20 protein-coding genes are annotated in these 26,084 nt (G+C 59.0%); 5 read left to right on the top strand and 15 right to left on the bottom strand.

Annotated elements, in window-relative coordinates:
- Nucleotides 1-9: 9 nt before the first annotated feature.
- The 11 genes from B5M42_RS19775 to B5M42_RS19725 form a co-directional block, all read right to left on the bottom strand.
- A complete protein-coding gene (locus B5M42_RS19775; RefSeq protein ID WP_134752890.1) occupies nt 10-528 on the bottom strand; it encodes a TlpA family protein disulfide reductase in 519 nt (172 codons plus the stop codon).
- Nucleotides 529-610: 82 nt separating this feature from the next.
- Entirely contained in the window at nt 611-2,515 is a 1,905-nt protein-coding gene (locus B5M42_RS19770; RefSeq protein ID WP_230633035.1) for a DUF4082 domain-containing protein, read from the bottom strand.
- A 78-nt stretch (nt 2,516-2,593) separates the two neighbouring features.
- Nucleotides 2,594-4,930: a cytochrome c3 family protein gene (locus B5M42_RS19765; protein WP_134752887.1), complete on the bottom strand. Its 2,337-nt coding sequence runs from the start codon at nt 4,928-4,930 to the stop codon at nt 2,594-2,596.
- A 62-nt stretch (nt 4,931-4,992) separates the two neighbouring features.
- Nucleotides 4,993-5,223, bottom strand: coding sequence for a hypothetical protein (locus B5M42_RS19760; RefSeq protein WP_134752885.1), 231 nt, complete (start codon nt 5,221-5,223; stop codon nt 4,993-4,995).
- Nucleotides 5,223-6,587, bottom strand: a complete 1,365-nt coding sequence (locus tag B5M42_RS19755; RefSeq protein WP_134752883.1) for a cytochrome c3 family protein — start codon at nt 6,585-6,587, stop codon at nt 5,223-5,225. The genes B5M42_RS19760 and B5M42_RS19755 overlap by 1 nt, the downstream gene beginning before the upstream one ends.
- A gap of 34 nt (nt 6,588-6,621) precedes the next feature.
- Nucleotides 6,622-7,599 carry a 6-bladed beta-propeller gene (locus tag B5M42_RS19750; RefSeq protein WP_134752881.1) on the bottom strand — a complete coding sequence of 326 codons (978 nt, stop codon included), beginning with the start codon at nt 7,597-7,599 and terminating at the stop codon, nt 6,622-6,624.
- Nucleotides 7,596-8,270 carry a tetratricopeptide repeat protein gene (locus B5M42_RS19745; protein WP_167689905.1) on the bottom strand — a complete coding sequence of 225 codons (675 nt, stop codon included), beginning with the start codon at nt 8,268-8,270 and terminating at the stop codon, nt 7,596-7,598. Before B5M42_RS19745 ends, B5M42_RS19750 begins: the two co-directional genes overlap by 4 nt.
- Nucleotides 8,254-9,675, bottom strand: coding sequence for a tetratricopeptide repeat protein (locus tag B5M42_RS19740; protein ID WP_134752876.1), 1,422 nt, complete (start codon nt 9,673-9,675; stop codon nt 8,254-8,256). The genes B5M42_RS19745 and B5M42_RS19740 overlap by 17 nt, the downstream gene beginning before the upstream one ends.
- A complete protein-coding gene (locus B5M42_RS19735; protein WP_134752874.1) occupies nt 9,665-10,471 on the bottom strand; it encodes a cytochrome c3 family protein in 807 nt (268 codons plus the stop codon). The genes B5M42_RS19740 and B5M42_RS19735 overlap by 11 nt, the downstream gene beginning before the upstream one ends.
- Nucleotides 10,468-11,052, bottom strand: coding sequence for a hypothetical protein (locus tag B5M42_RS19730; protein WP_134752872.1), 585 nt, complete (start codon nt 11,050-11,052; stop codon nt 10,468-10,470). The genes B5M42_RS19735 and B5M42_RS19730 overlap by 4 nt, the downstream gene beginning before the upstream one ends.
- Nucleotides 11,003-11,320 carry a hypothetical protein gene (locus tag B5M42_RS19725; protein WP_230633034.1) on the bottom strand — a complete coding sequence of 106 codons (318 nt, stop codon included), beginning with the start codon at nt 11,318-11,320 and terminating at the stop codon, nt 11,003-11,005. Before B5M42_RS19725 ends, B5M42_RS19730 begins: the two co-directional genes overlap by 50 nt.
- Before the next feature lie 550 nt (nt 11,321-11,870).
- On the opposite strand from B5M42_RS19725, the gene yhbH reads away from it, so the two are divergent.
- A complete protein-coding gene (gene yhbH, locus B5M42_RS19720) occupies nt 11,871-13,025 on the top strand; it encodes a sporulation protein YhbH (RefSeq protein ID WP_134752868.1) in 1,155 nt (384 codons plus the stop codon).
- Nucleotides 13,026-13,255: 230 nt separating this feature from the next.
- Here yhbH and B5M42_RS19715 read toward each other — a convergent pair whose 3' ends face one another.
- From B5M42_RS19715 to B5M42_RS19705, 3 genes are all read right to left on the bottom strand, one after another.
- Nucleotides 13,256-13,990, bottom strand: a complete 735-nt coding sequence (locus B5M42_RS19715) for an SIR2 family NAD-dependent protein deacylase (protein ID WP_134752866.1) — start codon at nt 13,988-13,990, stop codon at nt 13,256-13,258.
- Between the two features lie 19 nt (nt 13,991-14,009).
- A complete protein-coding gene (locus tag B5M42_RS19710) occupies nt 14,010-14,918 on the bottom strand; it encodes a helix-turn-helix domain-containing protein (protein ID WP_134752864.1) in 909 nt (302 codons plus the stop codon).
- A 79-nt stretch (nt 14,919-14,997) separates the two neighbouring features.
- On the bottom strand, nt 14,998-15,270 hold the full coding sequence (locus tag B5M42_RS19705) for a hypothetical protein (RefSeq protein ID WP_134752862.1): 273 nt from the start codon (nt 15,268-15,270) through the stop codon (nt 14,998-15,000).
- Between the two features lie 48 nt (nt 15,271-15,318).
- On the opposite strand from B5M42_RS19705, the gene B5M42_RS19700 reads away from it, so the two are divergent.
- The 4 genes from B5M42_RS19700 to trhO all read left to right on the top strand — a co-directional run bounded on the left by B5M42_RS19700 (nt 15,319) and on the right by trhO (nt 24,359).
- On the top strand, nt 15,319-19,362 hold the full coding sequence (locus tag B5M42_RS19700) for a CARDB domain-containing protein (RefSeq protein ID WP_134752860.1): 4,044 nt from the start codon (nt 15,319-15,321) through the stop codon (nt 19,360-19,362).
- Between the two features lie 143 nt (nt 19,363-19,505).
- Nucleotides 19,506-20,930 carry a SpoVR family protein gene (locus B5M42_RS19695; protein ID WP_134752858.1) on the top strand — a complete coding sequence of 475 codons (1,425 nt, stop codon included), beginning with the start codon at nt 19,506-19,508 and terminating at the stop codon, nt 20,928-20,930.
- A gap of 402 nt (nt 20,931-21,332) precedes the next feature.
- Nucleotides 21,333-23,378, top strand: coding sequence for a sensor domain-containing diguanylate cyclase (locus B5M42_RS19690; protein WP_134752856.1), 2,046 nt, complete (start codon nt 21,333-21,335; stop codon nt 23,376-23,378).
- 75 nt (nt 23,379-23,453) lie between these two features.
- Nucleotides 23,454-24,359, top strand: coding sequence for an oxygen-dependent tRNA uridine(34) hydroxylase TrhO (gene trhO, locus B5M42_RS19685; protein ID WP_134752854.1), 906 nt, complete (start codon nt 23,454-23,456; stop codon nt 24,357-24,359).
- A 147-nt stretch (nt 24,360-24,506) separates the two neighbouring features.
- Here trhO and B5M42_RS19680 read toward each other — a convergent pair whose 3' ends face one another.
- Nucleotides 24,507-26,051 (bottom strand): phytoene desaturase family protein, encoded by a 1,545-nt coding sequence (locus tag B5M42_RS19680; RefSeq protein ID WP_167689903.1) that lies wholly within the window; start codon nt 26,049-26,051, stop codon nt 24,507-24,509.
- Nucleotides 26,052-26,084: the final 33 nt, after the last annotated feature.

Genomic DNA, 26,084 nt, shown 5'->3' with positions numbered 1-26,084 from the left:
TTCACGACCTTACGGAGTAGTAGCTGCTGTGCTCGCTTGAACCTCGCGGGCCAATTCTTCGGCTGTCAAACCGCCGATAATGTAGCGCCGCACGACGCCTTGGGCATCGACGATCATCGTTTCCGGCTGGCCCTTGATACCATAAGATTTGCTTACGTCATCGCGGTAATCAAGCAGAAAATGCAGGGGCGCCTGGTTGCTAGCGGCAAACGCCGTCACCCGCTCCTTGGGCTCCCGGCGGTCCACAACGAGCAGCGGGTAGCGGTCGCCGTAGCGCGCGTGAAATTTTTTCAACTCCGGCAGCTCCTCGACGCACGGCCCGCACCAGGTCGTAAAAAAGTTCAGCACGACCGGCTGGCCCTTGTACTGCTCCAGACTGACGGTTCCGCCGGCAATCGTCTCCAGTTGAAAGGCGGGAGCGGCTTCGCCGACCTGAACCGTATCCGTACGCTGCACAAAGCGCACGCCGGTGTATACAAATAAAGCCACAAGCATTAGCAAAATGCCGTATTGGACCCATGTTCTCATCGTTATTCTCCAAACGTTGGCAAAATAGCGCCGCCGTGTGCGGCGTGTAGAGATCGTCGGCGCCGCACGCCCTTAGGGCGCGTTACCGACGATGCAGGCTCGCCTGCCGCACCGGCAACGGCGGCGCTGGCGCGCGCCCGATTAGCGGCGCGCCCGCGGCTGGGGCCGCCGCCTGCGGCGTGGCGGCCTCCGTAACCGGCGCGTTCTGCGGTGCGCCGGGGGGCGGGTCCGCTGCCGATGGCGCTGCGGCCCCGCCGTCATCCGGCGCGTCGGCTGGCGCGCCGGCGGATTGGGCCGCTGCGGGCGGGGCAGCGGCCTCGCTTGGGGGCGCGCTCGCCGCCGGGTCGCCGGGCTCTTGTGGCGACTGCGGCGCTTGCGCGCCCGCTTCCTCCGGCACGCTGGCCGGCGTGCCGAGGGGCTGCGCTGCGGCCTGCGGAGCCGCAGCCGGGAGGGCAGCGGTCAGCGCGTTGCTGAACGCGGACCGCTGCCCGGCCCTTACGGCGCGCACCGTGTACGTGTACACGGCGGCTTGCGCGCTCGGGCCGAGATCGTCGATGGCATAGAGCATCGACGTAGTCCCAAGCAGCACTCCGTTACGGAATACCTCGTAGTGTATAGCTCCTGCCGCTACGCTGTCATTTGCTCCGCCGATTGCTGCGCTATCACCAGCCTTGTCGGCCGATGCGCTCCATTCCAGCTTCACCTGCGCGCCGTTGGCTTGCAGTCCGATTAGCTCGGGAGCAGCCGGGGCGTCGCCGCGTTCTGCCAATTCGCCGAATGCCAGCTCGTTCCAATAAAACGATACTTTATCGCGCCGGCGGTCCAGGGTCAGGTAATTCGTAATTTCTTTTTCGTGCGCATAGCTGATCCAATACGTCCCGCCCGCTTCCACAGCGGCCGCTTGGCCAAAAACGCCTCCTTGCCAGCCCTCCGCCTGCGAGTCGAACCCGCTTTGCGCCAGTATTTGGCCAGGTCGACCGGTCGCCGGATCGGTCAGATACAAGCGCACAATGGCTCTGCCCGGCGCCGAGCTGTAGAACTGCACTTGCGAGACCAACATTGAAGCGGACGGACGCCACTGATAGCGGACCTCAATCCCGCTCTTTTGCAACGCTCCGGGCGCCGGCGTCGCCGCCTCATTCAAGCCTTCAAGCGGCGCCGCTTCGTCAGGCACAGCCCCGGCCGCATAAACCCTCATCATTGGGCTTACGCCGCCATAAGGTCCTTTCAGCGGTCCGGCCGGTCCCGATGCAGCGATAATCGCCGCACTGTCGGGCTCATTGCCGGCTGCGGAAGAGGTTGCGCCGTCGAGCGGCTCAATAATTCCGGCCGCGGCCGCTGCGTCTTCCGGCGTCACCTCCGCTCCGCCAGGCGCTGCTCCTGCGTCGCCCGACTCGCTCACCGCGCTGCCCGCTTCCGCTTGGCTGCCCGCTTCCGCTCGGCCGCCCGCTTCCGCGTCTGCTCCCGCCGCTACGCCTCCCGGCGTCGCCTCCGCTCCGCCCGGCGCTACTCCTGCGTCGCCCGACTCGCTCGCCGCGCTGCCTGCTTCCGCTTGGCCGCCCGCTTCCGCGTCTGCTCCCGCCGCTGCGCCTCCCGGCGTCGCCTCCGCTCCGCCCGGCGCTGCTCCTGCGTCGCCCGACTCGCTCGCCGCGCTGCCTGCATCCGCTCGGCCGCCCGCTTCCGCGTCTGCTCCCGCCGCTGCGCCTCCCGGCGTCGCCTCCGCTCCGTCCGGCGCTGCTCCTGCGTCGCCCGACTCGCTCGCCGCGCTGCCTGCTTCCGCTTGGCCGCCCGCTTCCGCGTCTGCTCCCGCCGCTGCGCCTCCCGGCGTCGCCTCCGCTCCGCCCGGCGCTGCTCCTGCGTCACCCGGCTCGCTCACTGTGCTGCCGATTCCTGTTTCCGCCACGACGCGTTCGTCCGGGCCAAACAGCCCGGAGGCAGTTAGTGCCACAAGCAGCAGCACCAGCGGAAGCACGACCTTTCGCTTCATGTTAATCCCTCCCTTGCATCCAAATTAAGCCAAGCTATTCCTTTCATTCAGTGCGGCCCATACAGGCTTCCGCATCCGTTACGGTACGTTCAAATGGCAGCCCGAGCCGGGGGTCGCACAGGAGTTTTTGTTCGTCCAGTCGCCGTCGGCCGGATAAAAAATCGTCAGATTCGTATCGGTACTATAAGTCTGATAAGGGGCCGGATCGCTCAAATCGACGAGCATCGCCGGCAGCCGGCCCGTGCCATGCGGCACTGCCGAATGGCATTGCGCGCACGCTACGCCCAGATGGCCCTTGTTCAGCGCAGCGTTCCAATAATTGTGCAGGTTCTCGCCCGTCTGCGGTACGCCGACAGTCGCTTCGCCCGTACGCCGCTGGAAGCGGGTTTGCCCCACCGACATGTACGAGGCGTCCTTGCCGGGATTGCCACCGTACGAGCTGCGGTCGTGACAGGTAAAGCACAACGCGTTCGCGTCTGTATCCGCCCGCGTCGCCGCACTGTACGGCAGCTTGAGCAAATGGGCGTTCGTCGAGCCGTGTACGCCCATTGCTGCGCTGCCCGCAGACGCCGCTCCGTGACAATCGGCGCACGCCGTAACTCCGGTCGCTGTCCAGCCGTTGACATACGCGCCAAAGCCGCTGGAGGCCGAGAAGGCAATATGACCGGAGACGTTGGCCGGATTGAATTCCTTGGCCGTTGACGTTGCCGCCGTCGCTACCGCTTTATCGGGATTGCCCGAATGGCAGCTCAGACACAGCTCGTTTTGCGTGCGCACCGCCGATTTGACGGCAAAGCCAATCGGCTCTGTAAACGGCTGCCCGTCATATTGCGGCTCAACTCCAGCCACATGAGCAAGGCTGCCGGACACATCCGGCGCCAGCGACCGCGCGCCGTTGGCCGCATGAGGATTGTGGCAGCTGCTGCAATCCATGCTGCCGGTCGGAGCCGCAGCGGTGCCGACGACCGGATGAAACGAGACGTCCGCTGACGTAAATTGACCGCTGACGTTATATGTACTGCCTGTACCGTCATGGCACGTGAGACAAAGCTGACTTTGGCTCGCCTTTTTCAAAATCGTCGTGCCGTAACCTTTGTGCGACACGTGACAAGTGGAGCAGGCATCTGTGTTTTCCGTATAAGAGTGGTGCGGATGACGCAGCGGATCAATAACCGCCGGCACGCCGCGTACGGCGCGTGTTCCTGCCGATTCGACTCCAGAGCCGACGGCCCGGATCACGTAGTAATACGTGCGTCCGTTATTTAATCCCGTATCGGTATACCTTGTTTCCGTAACAGGAGCAGCGTTGAGCTTCGTAAAAGGTCCCGTCTCCTGCGTACTGCGATACACATTGTAGCCATCCGGCGCAGCTCCGCTGCCGGCTGTCCAGCTCAGGCGCAAGCCTGCGCCTTCATTTGGCACCTCGACGCGCACCTGACGCGGTGCCTGCGGCCCGCGCGGCAAATCCAGATAAACCTCATCCACATTCACGGCATTCACTGCCGTCGTGTCGGCATCCGCCGTCCACAGCTCGGCCACAAAACGGATATCGTAAGTGCCGGCTTGTGTCACATAGGATGTCAAATCCAAATTTTCAACCAGCGCATAGTCGCTCATACTGCCAACCGTGCTGTCTTCCCATACGCGCACCCAAGTGCCGTCAGGACGGGCAAGCTCCGCCCGCAGCGCTTGCTTGCTCAAGCTGTCCACCAGACAATTGCACGTTTTTTTCCAGGCAAAGCTGAGCTGCACCGGCTCGCCATTTGGCGTCACCTCCAGCTTGCGCTGATACAGCGTGGTGCGTGTGCGCTTGCCCGCTCCCGCCGCCGTTATTTGGGCCGCTTGGCCCTTGCCTGTATAGGTGTGACCCGCATTGTGAATGGCGCCGCCGTAGCCGTCGCTGTCCAGGGTGAGCTGCGCCCGGCTCCACGGCGTCGCATCGTTGTACAATTCATAAAAACCGGTCGACCAGCCGCTCCAGCCGCTGTCAAAATGACCGTTTTCCATCATATTTTGCTCGGATACAAAAGCCGCCATTGCCGTGGAAAGCGGCAAACTAAGCAGCGATTCATAACCGCCGCTATTAACGGCGCTGACCCGGTACTCATACGTCTGTTCGCGTTCCAGTCCGGTATCGATGTAGCTTGTTTGCGTAAGCAAAGCTGAATTCAGGGAGAAAAAATTAATGCCGTCCTCGCTGCGATATACGCGATAACCGGCCAGGTCGCTTTCGCTGCTTGCTGTCCAGACCAGCTCGAACCCCTCGTCCCGCTGCTGACCGTGCAAGCCGCCAGGGCTGGCCGGCGGCGCATCCGCCGCTGCTGCAAGCGGAAGCAAGTCCTCCGCGCCGATCGACACAATCAGCAAAATGAGGCAAACTACAATTTGTGCAAGGCTGCCGCTCCAACTCTTCATGAGAAACGCGTGCCGCCACACCTCCTACCGGCTTGATGCAGCCGCCGTATGGAGCGGACTGCTTACTTGTCCGACAGCCACCGGTCCAGCAGCCACATATACAATGAAATTGATACATACGTCAGGGCCGGCAAAACAATAAAAAGTCCGATGACATACAGCCCGATATGCAGGACGTTCGTGACGCGATTGCCCGCCTCGATGAACAAATAAGAGGCGGCCCCGGCCAGAAGGCCGGTGCCGAGAAGCAGCAACAAGGTGTGCGCGTACTGCTTGATGGTTTGCTTGTTCATTATTTTTTGTGACATTCCTGACAGACGCCGACGTAATCCATGCGGTTGAGCATCGTCGAGGTTTTGCCCGGGATGAAGTTCGATTTTTGCTCGCCGGCATTTGGCGTTCCGTGCGAGTAGTGACAGGTGATGCAAGTAATGTAGCTGTCCTTCGTTTTACCGTTGTCGAGCGTGATGTTGTTCGGCGAATCGCCCGGCGCCAAATCCTTGGCGTTTTGCAGCGGCAAATTCGAAGTCAGCAGTGCGCCGTGCAGGTTCATTGCTTTTTCCGACGGATGGATAAAGAACGTTTCCCCGTTAAAAGTCGACGTCGTGCCCGTCGTCGGATGAAACGCCTTGTGGCACTGCTCGCAGAACTGTGTCGCGCCCGATTTGTAGCGCACCGTTTCCTTCGTGCCGTCCGTGTTGACGGCATAAGCTTCAATAACGACCGGCGTGACGGTAGCGGTCAGCGTTGTGGACGGCGCCACGGCGGCGTAGGTGCTGTTGACGCTTTTGAGCAATCGGAAGTTATTGTCGTTCGGATGCGCTTGATGGCAGCTTGTACACTGCATGCTGCGCGTTTCCAGCAGGACCGTCGATTTTTTATCGGCGCTTAGCCCAAGGTTCAAGCTGTCGCCCTGCGCCTTGTACACGCCGGTGTACGGATGGCCGGAGGTCGCTTTTTTGATGCCCTTGGCGGCAAGCGCCGGATCGTTCGGTACGGCTGCGCCGAACAGCTCGGTTTCGGTTCCCTTGGTGATCGGACCGGCCGGAGCCGGCGTGAAATCGCCGTTTTTATCCCGTACGGCTCCATAATCGACCAAATATTTGCTGCCCGCCGCTGCCGCTGTATGACAGGTTTCGCACAAGGCGCGCACTGTATCGGTTTTCAGGAGCTGCTTGGCGGCGCTTTTGCCCTTATGGTTGACGTGACAGCTCGCACAGGCATTCGTATTACTCACGTAGTTGCCGTGCGCGTTCTCTACGGTCGGGTTGCCCGAATCGATAAACATGTTGACGCGCTTGATATGCGACTGCTTCGTCGACGTCGAGCGTTTCGTGGTATCTGCGTCGTAGCCGGCGTCGCGAATTTCGTAAAAGACGTTAGAGCCCTTGACGAAACCGCTGCCGTTATTGTCGTCTTTGACCGTTACGTTCCCGTCCGCAGTTGCTGCCGGAATGGTCAGCTCCGTCCAGTTATCCCCGTCAAAGGTGCGAAACAGCCGGTCTCCGGCCGTAAACTTCCATTTCAAGGTGACAATGGCCGACGAGCCTGTACCATCCTGCGACGCTTCGACATTCACCGTGCGCGCTTCCGCTCCAGCGGATGCGAATAACAGCGCCAGCAGCGCCAAAGTAAAAATTCCCAAAAGCCGTTTCATCGCGTTTTTTTCTCTCTCCTTTCCTTCATGATCGTTATGTGCCTGCCGAAAAGACTTGAACGCGCTTGTTCTCGCGATCGGCGACAAACACTTTCTTCCCGTCAACGGCGACCCCGTTCGGGAAGCTGAATTCGCCGTCCTCGCTGCCCAGCTCGCCGTATTCAAACAGCGATTCGCCCGTAAGCTCGAAAAATCGGACCTGATTCGCCAGCGTATCCACGACAACCAAATGGTTGTACGCATCGATCGTCAAACCGCGCGGCAATGCCAGCCGGGACTTGCCCCCGCTCGTTCCGTCGATCACAGACAAAAATTTCCCCTGCCGGTCAAACACCTGCACGCGGCCGTTATTGGAGTCGGCCACATAGATACGTTTGTTTTTGTCCAATACCAGATCGTGCGGGTAAGCGAACTGCCCTTCCTTGCTGCCCGGCTGGCCGAAGCTCGCCGTCTTCTGCCCGTTCTGATCCAGCTCGACGACGCGATGGCCCGCGACATCCGTAAACAGCACGTGGCCGTCTCCAGCGGCGGCAATGCCGACCGGCGAGTATTTGTCATCATCCGGCGAGGTAAACAAGGTTTTGACGAATTCGCCGTTTTTATCAAAAGCCTGGATGCGGCCCACCGTCGGATCGGTAACCAGCACAAGTCCGCCGGATACGGCCAGCGCTGCGGGCGCTGCGAGCTTTTGCTCCTCGCCGCCTGTCTGACCAAACGATTTTACAAATTTGCCGTTCGGATCATAGATTTTGATTGTGCCGTCGCCATTGTCAATGACATAGCTTTGGCCGAGCTCGTCAATGGCAATATCGATCGGCTGGCGCAGGTTGTTTTCGTCTCCGTCGCCGTTGCCAAACGAATACATGACGCTCATTTGCTTGATTTCCCGGCTGGCGGCCAGCACGGGCAGCTGCTCCAGCGGCGAACGCTTTTTGCTGTAAAAGAAGATGAACGTCCCTGCCGTTACCAGCACCAGCGCGCTTAACACAATGAGTAATTGCTTAACCTTCATGGCGAAGTCCCCTGCGCGGTTTCATGAAATTTTTTCGGTTCATAGGCGTCGACGCCCAAGCGTTTCAGCCCGGCTCTTGCCTCGGCATAGTCGGGTACGAAATCGACGCATTTCTCATAGTGCGCAATCGCTTGCTGCGGCTTGTTCATCTTTTCATACAGCAGCCCGGCGTCATAATACAGATCGGCCGACAAATAGTTCAGCTCCAGCGCCCGCTTGAAGTGGCTCTCCGCGTCCGCATATTGCCCTTGCTCGCGTTCGGCGACGCCCAAATCATGCAGCACCGCATCGTTGTCCGGGGAAGTCTCGACCAGATCCGCCAGCAGCTTCTCCGCCTCAGCGTACCGCTGCAACCCCATGTAGGCGTTGGCAATGCCGTATTTGGCATCGGCGCTTTGCCCAGCCTTGTACGCTTGATCGAATTGCTCCAGCGCCTGCTCGTATTTGCCCTGCTCGTAGTACGTCCACCCCAGCTCCAGCTGATTGTTCGTATCGTTGGGCTTGACCACCGCCTGCTCCTCCAGCTGCGTTGCCCGCTTCTGGCTGCTTGTGGCCGTATCGTATTGGTTCCAGAAAAAGCTGTAGCCGACCGCCGCCCCGATGCCGCACAGCAGCACGGCCGTTCCGGCGATGAGCAGCGCCGAAGCTTTGCCGCTAACTCGTTGTTCCACTTGCTTGCTCCCCCTTCTGGCGCAACGCCTTGAGCATCTCCAGCGATTTGGCATGATGGCTGTCCAACTTCAACGCTTTGGTAAACATCAGCTCCGCTTCCTGTTTGCGGTCGTTTTTCAGCGCCAGCATGCCGAATAGGCAAGGTACTTCCGGAGATTGCGGCAAAAATACGCCGGCCTTGCCAACCGCCATCCCCGCTTCCTCATAGCGACCGAGGCTGTAATACACGTAGGCAACGTTCACCAGCGCCTCCCCGCTGTCCGGGTAGCTTTGCAAAAACCGATCATACGCCGCCAGCGCCTCTTCATACGCATTGTCCATACTCAGGTACAACCCCTTATAGTACAAGCTTTTGATCAGCAGCTCGCTGTCCGGCGCGGCATGTTCCCCGATATATTGAAGCTGCAGGCGCGCTGCGTCATGCTGGCCCTTGCGGTACATCGCGCCCAGCAGCTCGTAGCGCACCTTCAGGTCCTCGGGATGCGTCTTGAGCTTCTCGATATTGGCGCGATATGCCTTCTCCAGCTGGGTCGCGCTGTTATAATCGTTCCACACCAGCAGTTTGATCACGAACGCTCCGCTGCTGATCAGGATTGCCATGACGAAAACGATCACTGACAGCGCCATTTTCGCGCTCATGCGCTTGGTCGGCTTCGGCGCGCTCGCTGCGGCTGCAGCCGCAGCTACCGCCGGGGCCGGCTTCTTGGCGGCGGGCGTTTTGCCGGCGGCTTTGGCCTTCGCTGCTGCCAGCGCCGCTGCCTTCGCTTGCGCCCTCGCTCGCGCGTCCGTCGGCTCGCTTCCGCCCGGCGCTGCTTCCGACGCTCCGCTCGCTTCCGGCTCCGCCGCTTCGGCCCGCTGCGTCGCTTCCACCGCTCCCGCCTTCGCCCGCACCGCCGCCTTCGCTGCTGCCAGCGCCGCTGCTTTCGCTTGCGCCCTCGCTCGCGCGTCCGCCGGCTCGCTTTCGCCCGGCGCTGCTTCCGACGCTCCGCTCGCTTCCGCTTCCGACGCCTCGGCCCGCTGCGTCGCTTCCACCGCTCCCGCCTTCGCCCGCACCGCCGCCTTCGCTTGCGCCCTCGCTCGCGCGTCCGTCGGCTCGCTTCCGCCCGGCGCTGCTTCCGACGCTTCGCTCGCTGCCGGCTCCGCCGCTTCGGCCCGCTGCGTCGCTTCCACCGCTCCCGCCTTCGCTCGCACCGCCGCCTTCGCTGCCGCCAGCGCCGCTGCTTTCGCTTGCGCCCTCGCTCGCGCGTCCGTCGGCTCGCTTCCGCTCGGCGCTGCTTCCGCTGCTCCGCTCTCCAGCGTCGCCACGGCTGCCCCGCCGGCTGCGCTCGCCGGCTCCGCTTCGCTTTTCGCTTTTCTCGCCGCTTTGGCCGCCGCCAAAGCAGCCGCTTTTTGCTCAGGTGTCACCGTTCATCACTTCTCGCATATTGAAATTATGGCAGCTCAGACAATCAAAGCCGTCCGCATCGATGCTGCCGGGCGTCGTCGTGCTCACACCCTTCTCCCCAACGTGAAACTTGGGCTCGTGACACTGCTCGCATTCGCCATGCTCCGGATACGGCAGCTTCACAAACGACTTCGAAGCGGAGTCGATGTGCAGCTTTTGAATATCGGTATGACAGAACGTATGCGATTTGAACGAAAACGGCTCGGTCAGCTTGTGGCACTCCTCACACGTTTTATTGACCATATCCCGATGCGCCTGCTTGTAATCGCTGATGTGACATTGCTTGCAATCCTTTTGCAGCTTGTCGTCCAGCTTCGTCTTGTGTCCGTCGAGATCAAGCGGCAGGCTGATGTTCCCGGCCAATCCGCGATGCTCCGTATGACACGTGAAGCAGGTCACCCCGTCTACAAACACCAGATGCGCGTCCTTCACAACCTCCCGTTTGGAATTGGCAGTGAAATCCGCTTGCGAATGACAGCTGACGCAGTATTCGCTTTTGACCCGCTGCCCTGGCGTGTGACAGTTCTGGCAGTTGATTTCGCTTTTGAAATGGGCCGCATGCAGCTCACCCGGCGAATACAGGAAGGAAGCCACCTTGTCCGACCATCCGCCCTCGCTGCCGTCGGTCAATTGCGCGCTGCGCGTATGATCCGTTTTCGGATGCAGGCTGTCGCTGACGATCATCACGGTCACCAGCACGAGGCCGGCGATAAAAGCGGCCGCAAACGTGTGAAGCGTCCCCCACTCCTTTTTCATAAACGCAAGCCCCGGTAATACAGCTCGGAAATGACGTGCAGCACGATCAGAATGGTCAGCGCCGCCGTCAACTGCACATGCACCAGCTTCCAATGCTTCATGACCGACACCGAAAATACCATGACCATCAAATCGTCTTCCTCGTCGCGCGCGCTTCTCGCTCCCGCTGCAGCGACTTCGTTCGGATGAGCCTTGGGCGCCTTGGCCGCCAGCGCCTTTTCCTGCGAAATTCGCTTGGACAGGTGCGAAATCAAATACCGTCCGATGACCCCGCTAATGACGACCAATTGCATCGCAATCAGCGTCAGCGACGGCAGCAGCGCCCGAAAATGGAACTCCGAATGCACAAAAATAAGAAACGATCCGAATGATCCGGTCAGTACGTGCAGATCCAGCCATGTTTTCATACGCGACAGTTTTTTCAAATAGCGCTTGCGCAGCACGTAACCGAGCGAGATGATCACAATAACCGTCCCGGCGATTCCCATATAGATATAGGCGATTTTGGGGAGCAGATCCCCCGCCACATATTTAAAGGCGAATACGAGCAAGTTTAAAAAGAAAAAATACAATGCGGCCATGTAAATTGCCACCTGGAACACAACCGTCACCCTCATCTGCCGTCGGATTGCCAAGCCTGCTGCTTGGCTGTTCGTTTGCTCGTTCGTATTTATTGATAACAAAAATCATTCTCATTAAATAAAAAGCAGAAAATTCCCTTGCAGCCGCACCCATCAAGCAGCTTTCAAAATCGCCCCTCTCATTTTCATGCGAATGAGAATCATTTTCACATACATATTTATAGAGGATAACCGGGCTTACTGTCAACAAGATTTTGTGACGTTTCACACTTTTTTTTACAAAACTTGCACAGGGCCTGCCGGATCACGCCTCCGCCGCCGTTGCGGACACGGCAAAAAGTCCACCTCCTTCTTGCGAAGAAAGTGGACGCAGCAGCAGCTTCTGCCGTTTTACGCTACTATAACGACCCATTCGTCTTTGCCGATAAATATAATCCGTGCGCTTTTCACGCGGAGCTTATTTCTCGCATCGCGGCTTGCGGCATACCATGCCAGCTGTGCCAGACCCTGCTGCCTGATCGTTTCCAATTCCACGGTATGCTATTTTTTTAATACTTGAGCTCCACAAGCCATTCATACATAATGCCCGGAATGCGGGTATCTTTCTCCAAAAAAATGTCGATGCAACCATTTTCAGTTTCCCGTTCACTGACCGGCCAGCTACTCGATCGGCATGCGCAGCTGCTCCGTGGCGGGACGAATCTGCTGCCGCACAAATTCTCCCCCCACCCACATAACGCCGCCTCCACAGGAATAAGATGAAACATAAGCTCTCTACAACGAGAGCCTGTTTGCATTCCCAGGAGGTGTCACCCGCTATGACAAATCCTTTATTCATCGTGTCCCACGAGGATTGGTCCCTGCATCGCAAAGGCTATCAGGATCAGAACCGGCACCAGCAAAAAGTGCGGGATGCGATCAAGCAAAACCTGCCCGATCTGGTGACCGACGAAAGCATCATCATGTCAAGCGGCAAGCAGGTTGTGAAGGTGCCGATTAAAAGCCTTGATGAATACCGCTTCCGCTTCAATTACAACAAAAGCAAGCACGTCGGACAGGGCGATGGCGATACGGCCGTGGGCGATGTGCTCGGCGTCGATCCTTCTCCCGCAGCCGGTCCGGGGAAGGGCGAAGGCGCAGGCGATCAGGCCGGCGAGGACTATTACGAGGCCGAGGTCAGCATGGAGGAGCTGCAAACGATGCTGTTCGCCGAGCTGGAGCTGCCGAATTTGCAGCAAAAGGAACACAAAAGCCTCTCGACACAGGAAGTGATTTTCAACGATATCCGCAAAAAAGGGATCATGTCCAACATCGACAAGAAGCGGACGATTCTGCAAAATCTGCGGCGCAATGCCTCCTCCGGCGTGCCGGGCATTCACGGCATTTCGCCGGACGACCTGCGGTTCAAGACGTGGGATGAGGTGGAGAAGCCGCATTCCAACGCGCTGATTATTGCGATGATGGATACGTCGGGATCGATGGGCTCGTTTGAAAAGTACATCGCGCGCAGCTTTTTTTTCTGGATGACGCGGTTTTTGCGCACGAAATATGAGCATGTGGAGATCGTGTTTATCGCCCATCACACAGAGGCGAAGGAAGTGACTGAAGAGGAGTTTTTCACTAAGGGCGAAAGCGGGGGCACGATTTGCTCATCCGCTTATCAGACCGCGCTCGACATCATCGACCGGCGCTATCCCCCTGCACAATACAACATTTATCCGTTCCATTTCTCGGACGGCGACAACTTGACTTCAGATAACGAGCGCTGTGTCAAGCTGATCGGCCAGCTGATTGCGCGCTGCAACATGTTCGGCTACGGTGAAGTGAACCAGTACAACCGCAGCAGCACGCTGATGTCGGCGTTCCGCCACATTCAAGACCCGAAATTCCTTCACTACGTCATCCGCGAAAAAGGCGAGGTGTACAAAGCGCTGCGCACGTTTTTCTCCAAGCAGGAAGCACCCGTGGTGTAGCGGGACGGACGGCGGTGGTGGGTGGTGGCTGGCCGTTGGTGGCTGGTCGTGGGTGGATGGATGGTCGTGGGTGGCTGGTGGTGGGGCAGCTTCCCGCTGGTTTATCACTCCCGGCCGCGCTGCTGCGTTCCCCATCGTCCACTGGGAACCGCGCCCGGCCGCCTGCCGCTTGCCCGAACGCAAAAAAGGCGCAGCAGCGCTGCACCGCATGTTGCGTATAACCCTCCGCTTCAATTGTCGCTTCCGCCGGGGGCGCGCAGCAGGTCGTCGATGGCCTGCAGCGCGTCGCCGGCTTTTTGCTGCAGGAAGCCGTCAAAGCCGCGGACGTGACCGTTGTGCTCAAGGTTGATGTACAGCTTGCGCGCCGTGCCGTTCATCGCCGGCAGGCTGCTGACCGGGTACACCTCCAGACTCGTGCCGATCACGAGAATCAGGTCGGCGCGCCGAATGTGGTCCAGCGCCGCCGACCACGCCGCTTCCGGCAGCGTCTCGCCGAACAGGACCACGCCTGGTCGCAGCCGTCCGCCGCAAGCGGCGCAAGGGTTACCGGCGACCCAGTCCACATCCGTCGCCGCCTGCCCGCAGGCGTGGCAGCGGATGCGGCGGATGTCGCCGTGCAGCTCGCTGACGTCGCGGCTTCCCGCGCGGCGGTGCAGCCCGTCCACATTTTGCGTCGCAATGTGGGCGACAAGACCGAGCTGCTCCCATTCGGCGAGCAGCTCGTGTCCGCGATGCGGGCGCACGTCCGCAAGGCGCTCCAGCCGCATCGTATAAAACTCGTGGAACAGCTCGTAGTTCTGTTCCAGCGCTTCCACCGTCGCCACCGTCCGCGGATCAATTTGCCGCCACCAGCCCGACGGTGAACGGAAATCGGGGATGCCCGACTCCACGGACATGCCCGCGCCAGTCAGCACGACCGTATGCGTCGCGTCGCGCAGCCACTCGGCCGCTTGCCGTATGTCCATCACGCAGCCCCCGTCCTTTTTATACTTGAATCCAGGCAAACGACTTGCGGTATTCCCCCGGCGGATAGCCGGTATATTTGCGGAAGCTGCGCTGGAAGTGCGCAGGATCGACCGCACCGACACGCTCCATAATATCTTCAATCGACAGCGTGGTGTTGTGCAGCATCGAACGGGCCATCTGCATGCGGATCGTATTGATGTACATCATCACCGAATGACCCGTATAGCGCCGGACAAGCTGATTCAGCGTCGTTTTGTTCGTCGTAAACCGCTGCGCCAGCTCGTCCACCTTGAGCTTTTCGCGATAATGCGTATGCAAATAACGCAGCACAGGCTCCAGCATTTCGTCTTCGCCTTCTGTGTCCATCAAGCGTCGCTCCTGCGCGCGCGCATACATGCGGCGGATCAGGAACAGCAGCTCCAACAAGCAGGCACGGGCCAAACAAGGCCAGTGGTGAGGCTGCACATGCAACGTTTGATGAAGCTCCTCGACAATCACTTTGGCGTGCCGTGCCACCTCCGGCGCCAGCAACAGCTCGCCTACGTAATCCTCGCTCCGTTCAAAAAACGGCGCCAGACACCACATATCCTGCGAGCCGGTAATCGACGCGTTCAGCTCCTCATTGCGAAAAGAATCAAAATCAAACCGCTCATTGATCACGCACGGGTGAAAATAAATCAGACTGCCGCGCAGCGCCACATCGGACAGCAGCCGTAGCCCTTCCTGCTCATTGCAGCAGTAGATCGCCGGAGCAATCAGCATACACGACGTATCGCCCAGTTGCATCCGCCCAATGCCCTCTTCGACGAGCAGCAACGCATAACGCGTGCCCGGCTCACGGTCCGGCAGCTTTCCTTCCACCGGCCCGCACGACATGGACATCGTGAAGCCCAGGTAATATTGTTTTGCCTCCGTACTTCCGTTCAAGTCTGCTTCCTCCCAATCGCTTTTCTTAATAAGCGCTGATGTCCCTACTAGCTTCGCCTTTTTGGACCGATTTTCCTTCTTAACCGGGCTTTGCAAATCCGTTTAATCGGGCTTCGTTCGGGGCGAAATTTGTGAAACGAGCGTTTTTGCCGCTATTTTGGCGGATTACGTAATATTGCGTATCAAAAACATAAAACATTTCATCGAGTTCCTGGACAGAGAAGCCTACAATGGGTGAAGCGCTTGTAGTAAATGATGGAAAATACATGTTGCAGACCCGGCAGATTTGATCATGAAATGAAAGCGCGCTCTTTTTGGAAGGGGGATTTAAAGGAGTATGCAGATTGTTCATATCTGCAATGATCCATGTTCATCCAATATGAAATCGGAGGCTTAGTGAATGACTCGAAAAAAATGGTTGTCGAACAAAAATCCGTTTGCGTTATGCTTGTTGGCAATAACTTTGTTTCTCACGCAATTGACCTTGATTCCTGCGATTTCAATCGCCGCCACGAATCTGGCTGCCGGTAAAGCGACTACGGAAAGCGGCCATGCCGACGTTTACGGTTCGGGCAACGCCACCGACGGCAATCAGGGCACTTACTGGGAGAGCGTCAACAACGCATTTCCCCAGTGGATTCGCGTTGACCTGGGCAGCGCCAATACGGTCAATCAGGTTGTGCTGAAGCTGCCTTCAGGCTGGGGCACGCGCAATCAAACGTTGTCCGTTCAAGGCAGTACGAACGACTCCACTTACACGAATCTGGCCGCTTCCCAGACATATACATTCAACGGAAGCACCAACACCGTAACGATCAACTTCACAAGCGCAAGCGTGCGTTATGTGAAAGTGAACTTTACGGCTAACACGGGCTGGCCGGCCGGACAGCTGTCCGAACTGGAAGTGTACAACACGTCAACTTCCACGCCGACGCCGACGCCAACAGCAACACCTACAGCAACACCTACACCAACGCCAACTCCTACACCTACACCAACACCTACACCAACGCCAACTCCTACACCTACACCTACACCGACTCCAACCCCAACTGCAACTCCAACATCGACTCCGGCAGGAGGCACGTATCAAGCCGAGTCTGCAGCATTAAGCGGCGGAGCGAAGGTCAACACGGACCATACCGGCTACACAGGTACGGGATTTGTTGACGGCTACTGGACGCAAGGCGCGACAACAACCTTCACCGTCAGCGCAACGACTGCAGGCAGCTATAGCGTAACGCTGCGTTACGGCAATGCCAGCGGCAGCGCAAAAACAGTAAGCATTTATGTGAACGGAGTGAAGGTCAAACAAACGACGCTGGCTAATCTGGCTAACTGGGACACATGGGCGACCAATGCCGATACGCTTACGTTGAATGCCGGCAATAACACGATCGCGTACAAATACGACTCGACCGATTCCGGCAACGTCAATCTGGACAACATTCAAGTGACTTTTACAGGAACGACGCCAACGCCGACACCAACGGCGACTCCTACAGCAACGCCGACGGCAACACCAACGCCAACGCCAACGGCAACACCTACACCAACACCGACGGCAACTCCTACACCAACGCCGACGGGTACACCGACGCCAACGCCAACAGCAACGCCAACGCCTCCTCCTAACTCGAATCTGGCGCTGAACAAGCCGATCACGGCATCCTCGTCTGTGTTCTCGTTCGTGGACACGAATGCGAATGACGGCAGCGTAACGACTTATTGGGAAGGGGCCGGCGGTTCTTACCCTAATACCTTGACTGTCAACCTCGGTTATAACGCCAATCTGACTTCCATCGTCTTGAAGCTGAACCCTGACAACGCCTGGTCGACTCGCACACAAACGATTCAAGTGCTGAGCCATGACCAATACGGCACGACGTTCAATAATCTGGTTTCTGCAGCAAGCTACACGTTCAACCCGGCTTCCGGCAACACCGTTACGATTCCCGTATCGGCCACAGCCAGCGCCGTACAGTTAAAAATTACCGCAAACAGCGGCTCTTCCGCAGGCCAAATCGCCGAGTTCCAAGTATTTGGCTCCGCAGCGCCAAACCCGGACTTGACCGTAACCAACCTGACGTGGACACCAACCGGCACGATCACGGAAGCCACGCCGGTCACGTTTAGCGCAGAAGTAACCAATGCCGGCAGCGGCGCTTCGCCGAACACCGCGCACAAGGTCTCCTTTCGCGTCAATGGCAATGAAGTGGCTACAGGCACAGCGACGACCAGCCTTGCCGTCAACGGAAAAGTAACCGTGACCGCTTCCGCCCCGTGGGTCGGCTCCGCCGGCACCTACAGCATCGCTGCCGTCGTGGATCCGGACAACAGCGTCATCGAATTGAACGAAACGAATAACACGAATACGAAATCGCTGACGCTTAGCCAGCTCCCAGGCCCCGACCTGATCGTACAAAACGTAACCTGGAACCCGACGCATCCGGCTCCGGGCAATACCGTCAGCTTTACCGTAGCTGTGAAAAATCAGGGTAAAGATGCAGCCAGCGGCAGCATCGGCGTGCGCGTAGTCGTTGGCACAACGACGTTAAACGGCACCCTCTCCGGCGGTCTCGCCGGAAATACATCCGCTAACGTGATAATTCCGGGCACATGGTCGGCCGTAAATGGCTTGACGCCGATTACAGCTACCGTCGATCCGACTAACGCGATTAGCGAAGTCAGCGAAGCCAATAACGTCTTCAATACAAGTATTGGCGTATCTTCCGCCGGACCTGCGCTTCCTTACGTAGAAATCCAGGCTGAAGACGCCGTGACCAACGGCACGATCATTGGGCCGAACCGCGCTTATCCGAGCCTTGCCGGCGAAGCCTCCGGCCGCAAAGCCGTCACGCTCAGCGCCCAAGGCCAATATGTTGAATTTACGGTACCGCAAAACGCCAACTCGATCGTATTGCGCTACAGCATTCCCGACAGCGCGCAAGGCACGGGGCAAACCGCGCCGCTTGGATTTTACATCGACGGCGTCAAACAACCGGATCTTTCCCTTACCTCCATCTACGGCTGGGCCTACGGCGGCTATCCGTTCAACAACACGCCTACCGACTTGAGACCGCATCATTTTTACGACGAAGTGCATCGTCTGGTAGGTCAAATGACGCCGGGAACCAAGGTTAAAGTACAAGTAGATCCGGGCAACAACGCCGGTTCGTACACGATTGACCTGATCGACTTCGAGCAGGTTGCTCCGGCGGCTACACAACCGGCAGGCTCCCTCTCGCTGACCGACTTCGGCGCTGACCCTACAGGCGTGAACGACGCAACGACAGCTACGCAAACTGCAGTGAACACAGCATCGAGCCAAGGCAAAGTATTGTGGGTGCCGGCCGGTACTTATAAAATCAACACGCAAATCCACGTCGACAATGTCACGATCAAAGGGGCCGGTATCTGGTACTCGACGTTCCACTTCGTCAACCCTTACGGCGACAACGAAGGTTTCTACGGCAAGTTCCGGCAAGGCTCCGCCAGCCAGAACGTTCACTTGTCCGACTTCGCAATCTTCGGTGAAGTCATCGTTCGTATCGACAACGACCAAATTAACGGGATTGGCGGCGCACTGTCCAACTCCACGGTCGACAACATCTGGATCGAGCATACCAAATGCGGCATGTGGCTGGATGGACCGATGGATAATCTGAAAATCACCAACATGCGCATCCGCAACCAAAATGCCGATGGCGTCAACTTCCATCAAGGCGTAACCAATTCCAGCGTCAGCAACTCGTTTTTCCGGAATACGGGCGACGACGGTTTGGCGATGTGGAGCGATTCCACAAACGCTCCAGGTTATAACGTTTCCGTAGCCGATGAGAACAACTCCTTCTCGTTCAACCGCGTGGAGCTGCCGGTTCTGGCAAACGGGATCGCACTGTACGGCGGCAAAAACAACAGCGTAACCGACAACTATGTGGCCGACCAACAAGCGGAAGGCGGCGGTATCCACGTAGGCAACCGCTTCTCCCCGGTGACGCCGGTAAGCGGCACCATCACCATCGCGCGCAATGTCGTCGTTCGCTGCGGCTCGGAAGACTACTACAACGGCTGGGACTTCGGTACAGGCGCAATCTGGTTCTTCGCTTTGGATCAACCGCTGACAGCGACGATCAACGTGGATGACAATAAAATCATCGACAGCAACTATGAAGCGTTCAATTTTATGGGCAACACCATTACCGGCATTACGCTGAACCGCAACGAAATTAACGGCACCGGCACGTACGCGATCGAAAACCGCGCCAACACCGGCTCCGTAACGTTCAATTACTTATCCGCAACCAACCTGGGCCGTGGCGGCTACCTCAGCACAGGCACAGGCATGACCGTTGTGCAAGGCACGGGCAATACCGGATGGAGCGCAACGCCGGTATTCGTCAATCCATACCCGGCTCCTATTTACTTGCCGATCACTTATTAATCTCTCGTTGCAGCCAGCCATGCAAGATTTGGCCTGCGAAAACAAACGCCTCTGTTTCTTCGTGAAACAGGGGCGTTTGCTTCTCCTCATATTCCGCTCCCCAGCGAAATATATATATATCGGAAGAAGAGGAGGGATGCACCATGTTGGGCGAGGACAAAAAGCAGCTCGAACGGGCCATTGCCGAAATTACGGAAATCGCCACCGGCTTCGGGCTCGATTTTTATCCGATGCGCTATGAAATTTGTCCGGCGGACATCATTTATACATTCGGCGCCTACGGGATGCCGACGCGGTTCAGTCATTGGAGCTTCGGCAAAAATTTTCACCGCATGAAAACGCAATACGATCTAGGCTTGAGCAAAATCTATGAGCTGGTCATCAACTCCGACCCGTGCTACGCGTTTTTGCTGGACGGCAACTCGCTAATCCAGAACAAGCTGATCGTAGCGCACGTGCTCGCGCACTGTGATTTTTTCAAAAACAACGTTCGTTTTTCCAAAACAAACCGCAACATGGTCGAAAGCATGTCGGCGACTGCGGAACGCATCCGTCAATACGAGCTGGAATACGGCTCGGCCGAGGTCGAGAAGTTTCTTGACGCCGTTCTGGCGATTCAGGAGCACGTCGATCCGAGCCTGAACCGCTCCCGCCGCCCCGAGCGGACCGCCAAGGAAGCCAAAAAACCACCAAGCGTCCGTCGAGACTTATCTGGCAGCTACGACGACCTGTGGGAGCTCGACGAGCCCAAGACTGAGCAGCCGCCCGACAAAGAGGACGCGCGCCGCTTCCCGCCGAAGCCGGAGAAGGATTTGCTCCTATTCATCGAGGAGTATGCGCCGTATCTGGAGGATTGGCAGCGAGACATCCTCACGATGATGCGCGACGAAATGCTCTATTTTTGGCCGCAAATGGAAACGAAAATCATGAATGAAGGCTGGGCCTCGTATTGGCACCAACGCATTATGCGCGAGCTGGATCTGACCGAAGAAGAGACAATTGAATACTCGAAGCTGAACTCCTCCGTCGTCCAGCCGTCGCGCCACAGCCTCAATCCGTATTACCTGGGGCTGAAAATTTTCGAAGATATCGAAAAACGCTGGGACCATCCTACCGACGAAGAGATGCGCCGGCATAACCGCAAGCCCGGAGAGGGCCGGCAAAAAATGTTCGAGGTGCGCGAATACGACTCGGATACCTCCTTCATCCGCAATTATTTGACCAGAGAGCTTGTCGCCGACCTCGATTTGTACATTTTCGAGAAAAAAGGCCCGGAATGGAAAATTACCGACAAAACGTGGGAGCATATTCGCGACCAGCTCGTCTACTCGCGCGTCAACGGCGGCTTTCCTTATCTCGTCGTCGAGGACGGCGATTACCAGCGGAGCGGCGAGCTGTTCCTCAAGCATGCGTTCGAAGGCGTCGAGCTGGACCTGAAATACGTGGAAAAAACGCTGCCCTACATCTACCGGCTCTGGGGCAAGCCTGTCCATCTGGAAACGACTGTCGAAGATAAGAAGGTCCAATTCACGTATGACGGCAAAAAGCATCACCGCCGGTTTTTGTAGCTGCATGCTGCGCCCCCGCCTGAATAGGACTTCGCAAGTACAAGACGCTTTCAGACCGATTGGCATGGTCGTAATGAAAGCGTCTTTGTCTATGCGCGGGGACTGACGCATCTGCGGCTGGGCTTTGCGGGCAGCTCGTTGCGCTTGCCTTGTGCGCTACCCGGGCTGCAACGGGATCGGCGGCTCCCCCTAGATCCGTCGCCGGGCTCTATAACCAGAATGGTTCACATTCTGTCCCGGAGCCAGACGGTTCGGTTAGCACTTTTTAGCAGGATACGCTATCTTTTTTCAATTAATCACCAAATTTCGACAACAATGTCGAAGCTTTTTGCATATAATCAAGAAGGCTGTTCACACACGCCCTGCTGCGTCAGATTATATTCAAAGAGATGAGGGAATCGTTTGCTTCACCCGCCCGACCTGAGTCAATTTCAATTCGGCTATTTGCTGGCCGCTCTGGCCGTATCCTCGCTGGGCAGTCTGGGAGCGACCCGACTGCAGAAGCGCTGCGCGCAAGCCCCGCTCGCCGCCCCCGGCGATAAACCGGCCCTGCTGCTCGGCGCTGCGGGGCTTGGCCTCTGCACATGGCTGGCTTATTTACTGTGCCGTTTGGCGCTGGACGTTGCGCTGCCGCTGGCAGGCAACGCCGGCTACTATGCCGTCACCCTGCTGCTGTGCCTGACGCTCAGCAGCTGGACCGTGCTCCGTCTGCGCCCTCGCGCCCGGCAGCGGCGGCGGCTGCTCGGCGCCGAGCTGCTATTCGCTGCCGGCTGCGTCGTGTGCGACGGCGTCGGCTATGCGCTGACGTATCCGCACTACGCCCAATGGAAATACGCGCTGGTCGCCAGCACGATTACGTGCATCAGCGGCACCCGGCTCGTCGCCACCCGCCTTGCCTTTCGCCGCCAGGAGCTGCGCGGCGCGGCCCCAAGGCCGCTGGCGCTGGCTGCCGGCAGCGTACTGTCGGGAATCGCCGCCGTCCTGCTGCCCATGTTGACCGCGCTCGCTTTGTCCGTCGCCCAGCCGCTGCTGTTTGCAGCAGTCACGCCAGGGCTTGTCTACATGCTCGGTTTTACAATCGTCCTGTCCGGGCTGCTTGTAGCGCTCCACCTGCTGGAGACGTCGATTGAGCGTCAATGTCTCGCCGCCGAAGAAGCGGCTCTGCAGGAAGAGACGCATTACGACGTGCTGTACGAGCGCAATCCCGACGCCGTCTTCCGGCTCGATCTGATGATTCGCTTCACGCATGTCAATCCGGCGATGAACACGCTGAGCGGCTATGACGCGGATGAGCTGATCGGCAGATCGCTGATTGGCTGCATCAGTCCAAGCGAAGTCGAGCTGACCCTGCAGCAGCTGTATCAGGCGCTCAAGGGACAAGCCTGCTCGTTCGCTACCGCTCTATTGACCCGCAGCGGTCAGACACGCGGCATGCTGATGACGGCCATTCCCATTGCGCCCGACGGCCGGACCGTTGGCATTTTCGTCATGGCCAAGGATGTTCACGACAGCAAAAAAGCGTTCCATGAATACCGCTATTTAACATATTACGACGAGCTGACAAACCTGCACAATCGCCGCTCCCTTCTGGAGAACGTCGACAAGCAGTTGACCTCCGCCGAGGGCGGCGGCTCGCGTGGCGTAAGCGTCCTCTATATGAATCTGGACCGTTTCGGACAAGTCAACGCGCAATTCGGCCACGATTTCGGCGACCGGCTGCTGCGCGAGGCCGCAGGACGGCTGGCCCACTGCATCCCGCTCGGAGCGCTGCTCGCCCGCATTGGCGACGACGCCTTTGCCGTCCTGCTGCCCGACGTCGGTTCGCCGGACGACGTGCCCAAAATCGCCGCCCACATCGTCGAGCAATTCGCCAAGCCGCTCGTCGTCAGCGGCCGCGAGCTCGTCGTCACGGCGAGCGTCGGCGCCGCGAGCGCGCCCGTCGATGGCAGCGATGCCCGCACGCTGCTTGCGGCCGCGCAGCAAGCCATGCGTGCAGCGAAGCGCCGTGGCGGCAACCGCTGCGCGGCGGGCGGCGATGCCGATGGCACGGCGGCGGACGGCGCGAACGCAGACGGCGCAGCGAATGCGGCAAGCGCAGCTCTCGCCGAACGGCACACCGGCGCGGACGCAGACGGCGCAGCGAATGCGGCAAGCGCGGCCCTCGCCGAACGGCACGCTGGCACGGACGCAGACGGAACAGCGAATGCAGCAAGCGCGGCCCTCGCAGGACGGCATATCGGCGCGGACGCGTACAACCTGGACGGCAGCTCGCGTAACAAAATTGGCGATCTGAGCGAAGATCGCTCTGACCCGGCCGTCGCCGAACGCTACACCGTCTCCCCAAGCGCGGGCTCCGACCCCTCCGACACCCGCAAGCGGCACAAGCCCGGCGAGGCCGACGGGCCAACGAGCGCGGCGTTCGCCCCCGGCAGCGCCGCAGGCGATTGAATTATGCGCCGTTTTGTGTCACTATAGGCTTAGGCTGCAGGCAGCCTGCAATACACAAGATTAGGTGGTTTGACAATGACAACGGGAGAAGCTCCATACCGCATTTTACTCTACTATAAATTCGTCACGGTTGAGGACCCCGAGGCTTTGGCTCGCGAGCACCTCGCCTATTGCAAACGGCTCGGCGTGAAGGGCCGTATTCTGATCGCCCCCGAAGGGATCAACGGCACGCTGTCCGGCACGGTCGAGCAAACCGACGCGTACATGCAAATGATGCGGCACATGCCGCTGTTCCGCGATCTCGTTTTCAAAATCGACGAAAGCGACAAACACGCGTTTCAGAAAATTTTTGTCCGGCCGAAAAAAGAGCTGGTGACCTTCCGTCTCGAAGAAGACGTCAACCCGAACGACCTGACGGGCACGCATCTGTCGCCTAAGGATTTTTACGAGAAGCTGCAGCAGGAAGACGTCCTCGTGCTCGACGGCCGCAACAATTATGAATACGACATCGGTCATTTTCGCGGCGCGATCCGGCCGGAGGTCGAATCCACTCGCGAATTTCCCGAATGGATTCGCAGCAATCTGGAGCAGTATAAGGACCGGCCGGTGCTGACCTATTGCACCGGGGGCATTCGCTGCGAAAAGCTGTCCGGCTTTTTGCTCAAGGAAGGCTTCAAGGAAGTGTATCAGCTCGACGGTGGGATCGTGACCTACGGGAAGGACCCCGAGGTGCAGGGGCGGTTGTTCGACGGCAAATGCTACGTATTTGACGAACGCATTTCCGTGCCGATCAACCGCACCGCCGAAGACGTCGTCATCGGCCACTGCCACCATTGCGGCAAGCCTGAAGACCGCTACGTCAACTGCGCCAACGATTACTGCCACCTGCAGCACATTTGCTGCGAAGCTTGTGAGGAGGAGCATAACCGCTTTTGCTCCAAGGAATGCGAGGAACAGACGATGGCCCGTCTGGAAGCGTAATGCCGATAAAGCCCGTGGAGATTGGCTCCGACGGGCTTTTTATTTTATGGAAGCATGAATACGCCTGTGAATCCCTTGCGGACTTATGGGTTTTTGCGCATGCGCGTGCTCCAACCATAAGTGCGACCTTCCTCGCGGCCAGCGCATTTAACGGTAATCGCGGCCAATCGCCCGCGCCGCATACATCCCGCTAAGCGCAGCCGAAAGTGTGCCCGGCCCCGGAAAAACCGTCTCGCCCGCATGGTACAAGCCGGGTACGGACGTACGTACGCCCGCAGGCCGCAGCAGCGCGCGCTCGACCGTCAGCGGGAAGCCGCCGACCTCGGCTTTGCCGATATAGCGCAGATAGGTCCGCGGCGTACCGATGTCGGCAGACCGCACGTGCCGGCGCAAGTCGGCAATCTTGGCGATTTCGCGCCAGAGCGCTTCGCCGGCCTGTTGCTTTTGGGCCGCATACGCTTCATCAGAGCAGGCCAGCCAGCGCCAGGTATCGGTATGCACCGTCGCCGTCATCGTCACTTCTCCGATAACCGGCCGCCCCTTGCCGTCCAGCGTACGCTGAAAGGTGACGTATACAGGGCCGTGCTCGTCTCCGAACAGCCGGTCATGCTGGCAATCCGGTGCGATTTGATACGCAAAGGGCAGCGCCAGCCGCGGCAGACAGGCCTCAAAGCCCGTCTCGTCCAGCACCGCATCCAGACGAAACGCGCCCCAAGCTCCCGCGTGCGGCTGCGGCTGCAACTCAACCGGCAGCGCCCTCCCGGGCTCTGCCTTCGTTCCCGCCCGCGGGTTTGCTCCAGCGGCCAACCCGCCCTCCAGGTCGAGGCCGGTATTGTTGACGACGATGTCGTAAAACCCGCTGCGCCGTGCAGCTTCCACACTCCACTTGCGCTGCTTTGCGTTGTAGACCGCAGATTGCACCGGGGAAGCGGTGACGATCTCGCCGCCCCAGCCGGCTATGCGTGATGCCAGCGCCTCGCAAAGCCCGCCGAGCCCGCCGTCAAGCCCGAAGCTGCCCTGCCGGTAGACCGTCAGCGCGAGACTGGACGGCAGCAGCGCGGCCCGGCTGACATCGGTCTGCACCGCATCGACCAGCTGCAGATTCAGCAGTCGGACCAACGGCTCGTAGTGCTCCAGCCCGTGCGCCCGCAGCAGGTCCAGCACCGTCCGCCGCGCAGAACGAGCCAGCTGCAGCGCCGTTCGCGGATGACGGAGCAGGTAGCCCGGCAGACCGCCAAGATCGGCCGGCCGCCGCACAGGCAGGGCCGCTCCCGTCCCCGTGACACCGAGCACCGCATGGCTGATCGCTTCCAGCTCCCGCCAGAAGCGAAGGGTCGCTGCGCGCTGCTCGGGAAACCGCTGGGCCAGCTCCTCCTCCCAGGCTGCAGCATTGCGCAGCACCGCCACCTTGCGGTCGGGCAGCACGATATCCATCGGATGCTCCAGCTCCTCCGCCTCCAGCTCCACGCCAAGCTCCTCCAGCCTGCTGCGCAGCAGCCCACCCGCTTCGAGTCCAAAAGCCAGCGTCGCGCCGGTCGGAAACCGCCGGTTGCGCCGCACATACCAGCCCGCCGAACCGCCAACTGTCGCCGCTTTTTCCAAAATCGTTACCGCATAGCCCGCCTGGGCCAAATACGCGCCGGCCATCAGGCCGCCGATTCCCGCTCCAATCACACATACGCTCGTTTTCATCCGATCTCCCCCTCGCTTTCCCGCATCCTGACT

Origin of the sequence: Paenibacillus athensensis (assembly GCF_004514475.2) — a bacterium.
Lineage (GTDB): Bacteria > Bacillota > Bacilli > Paenibacillales > NBRC-103111 > Paenibacillus_AL > Paenibacillus_AL athensensis.
The sequence above is the reverse complement of the archived record's forward strand: the minus strand, read 5'-3'. Positions and strand labels throughout refer to the sequence as shown.

Bases quoted from the DNA above. Each gene is read 5' to 3' on its own strand.
- B5M42_RS19775 (WP_134752890.1), bottom strand. From the start codon at position 528: ATGAGAACATGGGTCCAATACGGCATTTTGCTAATGCTTGTGGCTTTA.
- B5M42_RS19770 (WP_230633035.1), bottom strand. From the start codon at position 2,515: ATGAAGCGAAAGGTCGTGCTTCCGCTGGTGCTGCTGCTTGTGGCACTA.
- B5M42_RS19765 (WP_134752887.1), bottom strand. From the start codon at position 4,930: ATGAAGAGTTGGAGCGGCAGCCTTGCACAAATTGTAGTTTGCCTCATT.
- B5M42_RS19760 (WP_134752885.1), bottom strand. From the start codon at position 5,223: ATGAACAAGCAAACCATCAAGCAGTACGCGCACACCTTGTTGCTGCTT.
- B5M42_RS19755 (WP_134752883.1), bottom strand. From the start codon at position 6,587: ATGAAACGGCTTTTGGGAATTTTTACTTTGGCGCTGCTGGCGCTGTTA.
- B5M42_RS19750 (WP_134752881.1), bottom strand. From the start codon at position 7,599: ATGAAGGTTAAGCAATTACTCATTGTGTTAAGCGCGCTGGTGCTGGTA.
- B5M42_RS19735 (WP_134752874.1), bottom strand. From the start codon at position 10,471: ATGAAAAAGGAGTGGGGGACGCTTCACACGTTTGCGGCCGCTTTTATC.
- B5M42_RS19730 (WP_134752872.1), bottom strand. From the start codon at position 11,052: ATGGCCGCATTGTATTTTTTCTTTTTAAACTTGCTCGTATTCGCCTTT.
- yhbH (WP_134752868.1), top strand. From the start codon at position 11,871: ATGACAAATCCTTTATTCATCGTGTCCCACGAGGATTGGTCCCTGCAT.
- B5M42_RS19715 (WP_134752866.1), bottom strand. From the start codon at position 13,990: ATGGACATACGGCAAGCGGCCGAGTGGCTGCGCGACGCGACGCATACG.
- B5M42_RS19705 (WP_134752862.1), bottom strand. From the start codon at position 15,270: ATGAACAATCTGCATACTCCTTTAAATCCCCCTTCCAAAAAGAGCGCG.
- B5M42_RS19700 (WP_134752860.1), top strand. From the start codon at position 15,319: ATGACTCGAAAAAAATGGTTGTCGAACAAAAATCCGTTTGCGTTATGC.
- B5M42_RS19695 (WP_134752858.1), top strand. From the start codon at position 19,506: ATGTTGGGCGAGGACAAAAAGCAGCTCGAACGGGCCATTGCCGAAATT.
- trhO (WP_134752854.1), top strand. From the start codon at position 23,454: ATGACAACGGGAGAAGCTCCATACCGCATTTTACTCTACTATAAATTC.
- B5M42_RS19680 (WP_167689903.1), bottom strand. From the start codon at position 26,051: ATGAAAACGAGCGTATGTGTGATTGGAGCGGGAATCGGCGGCCTGATG.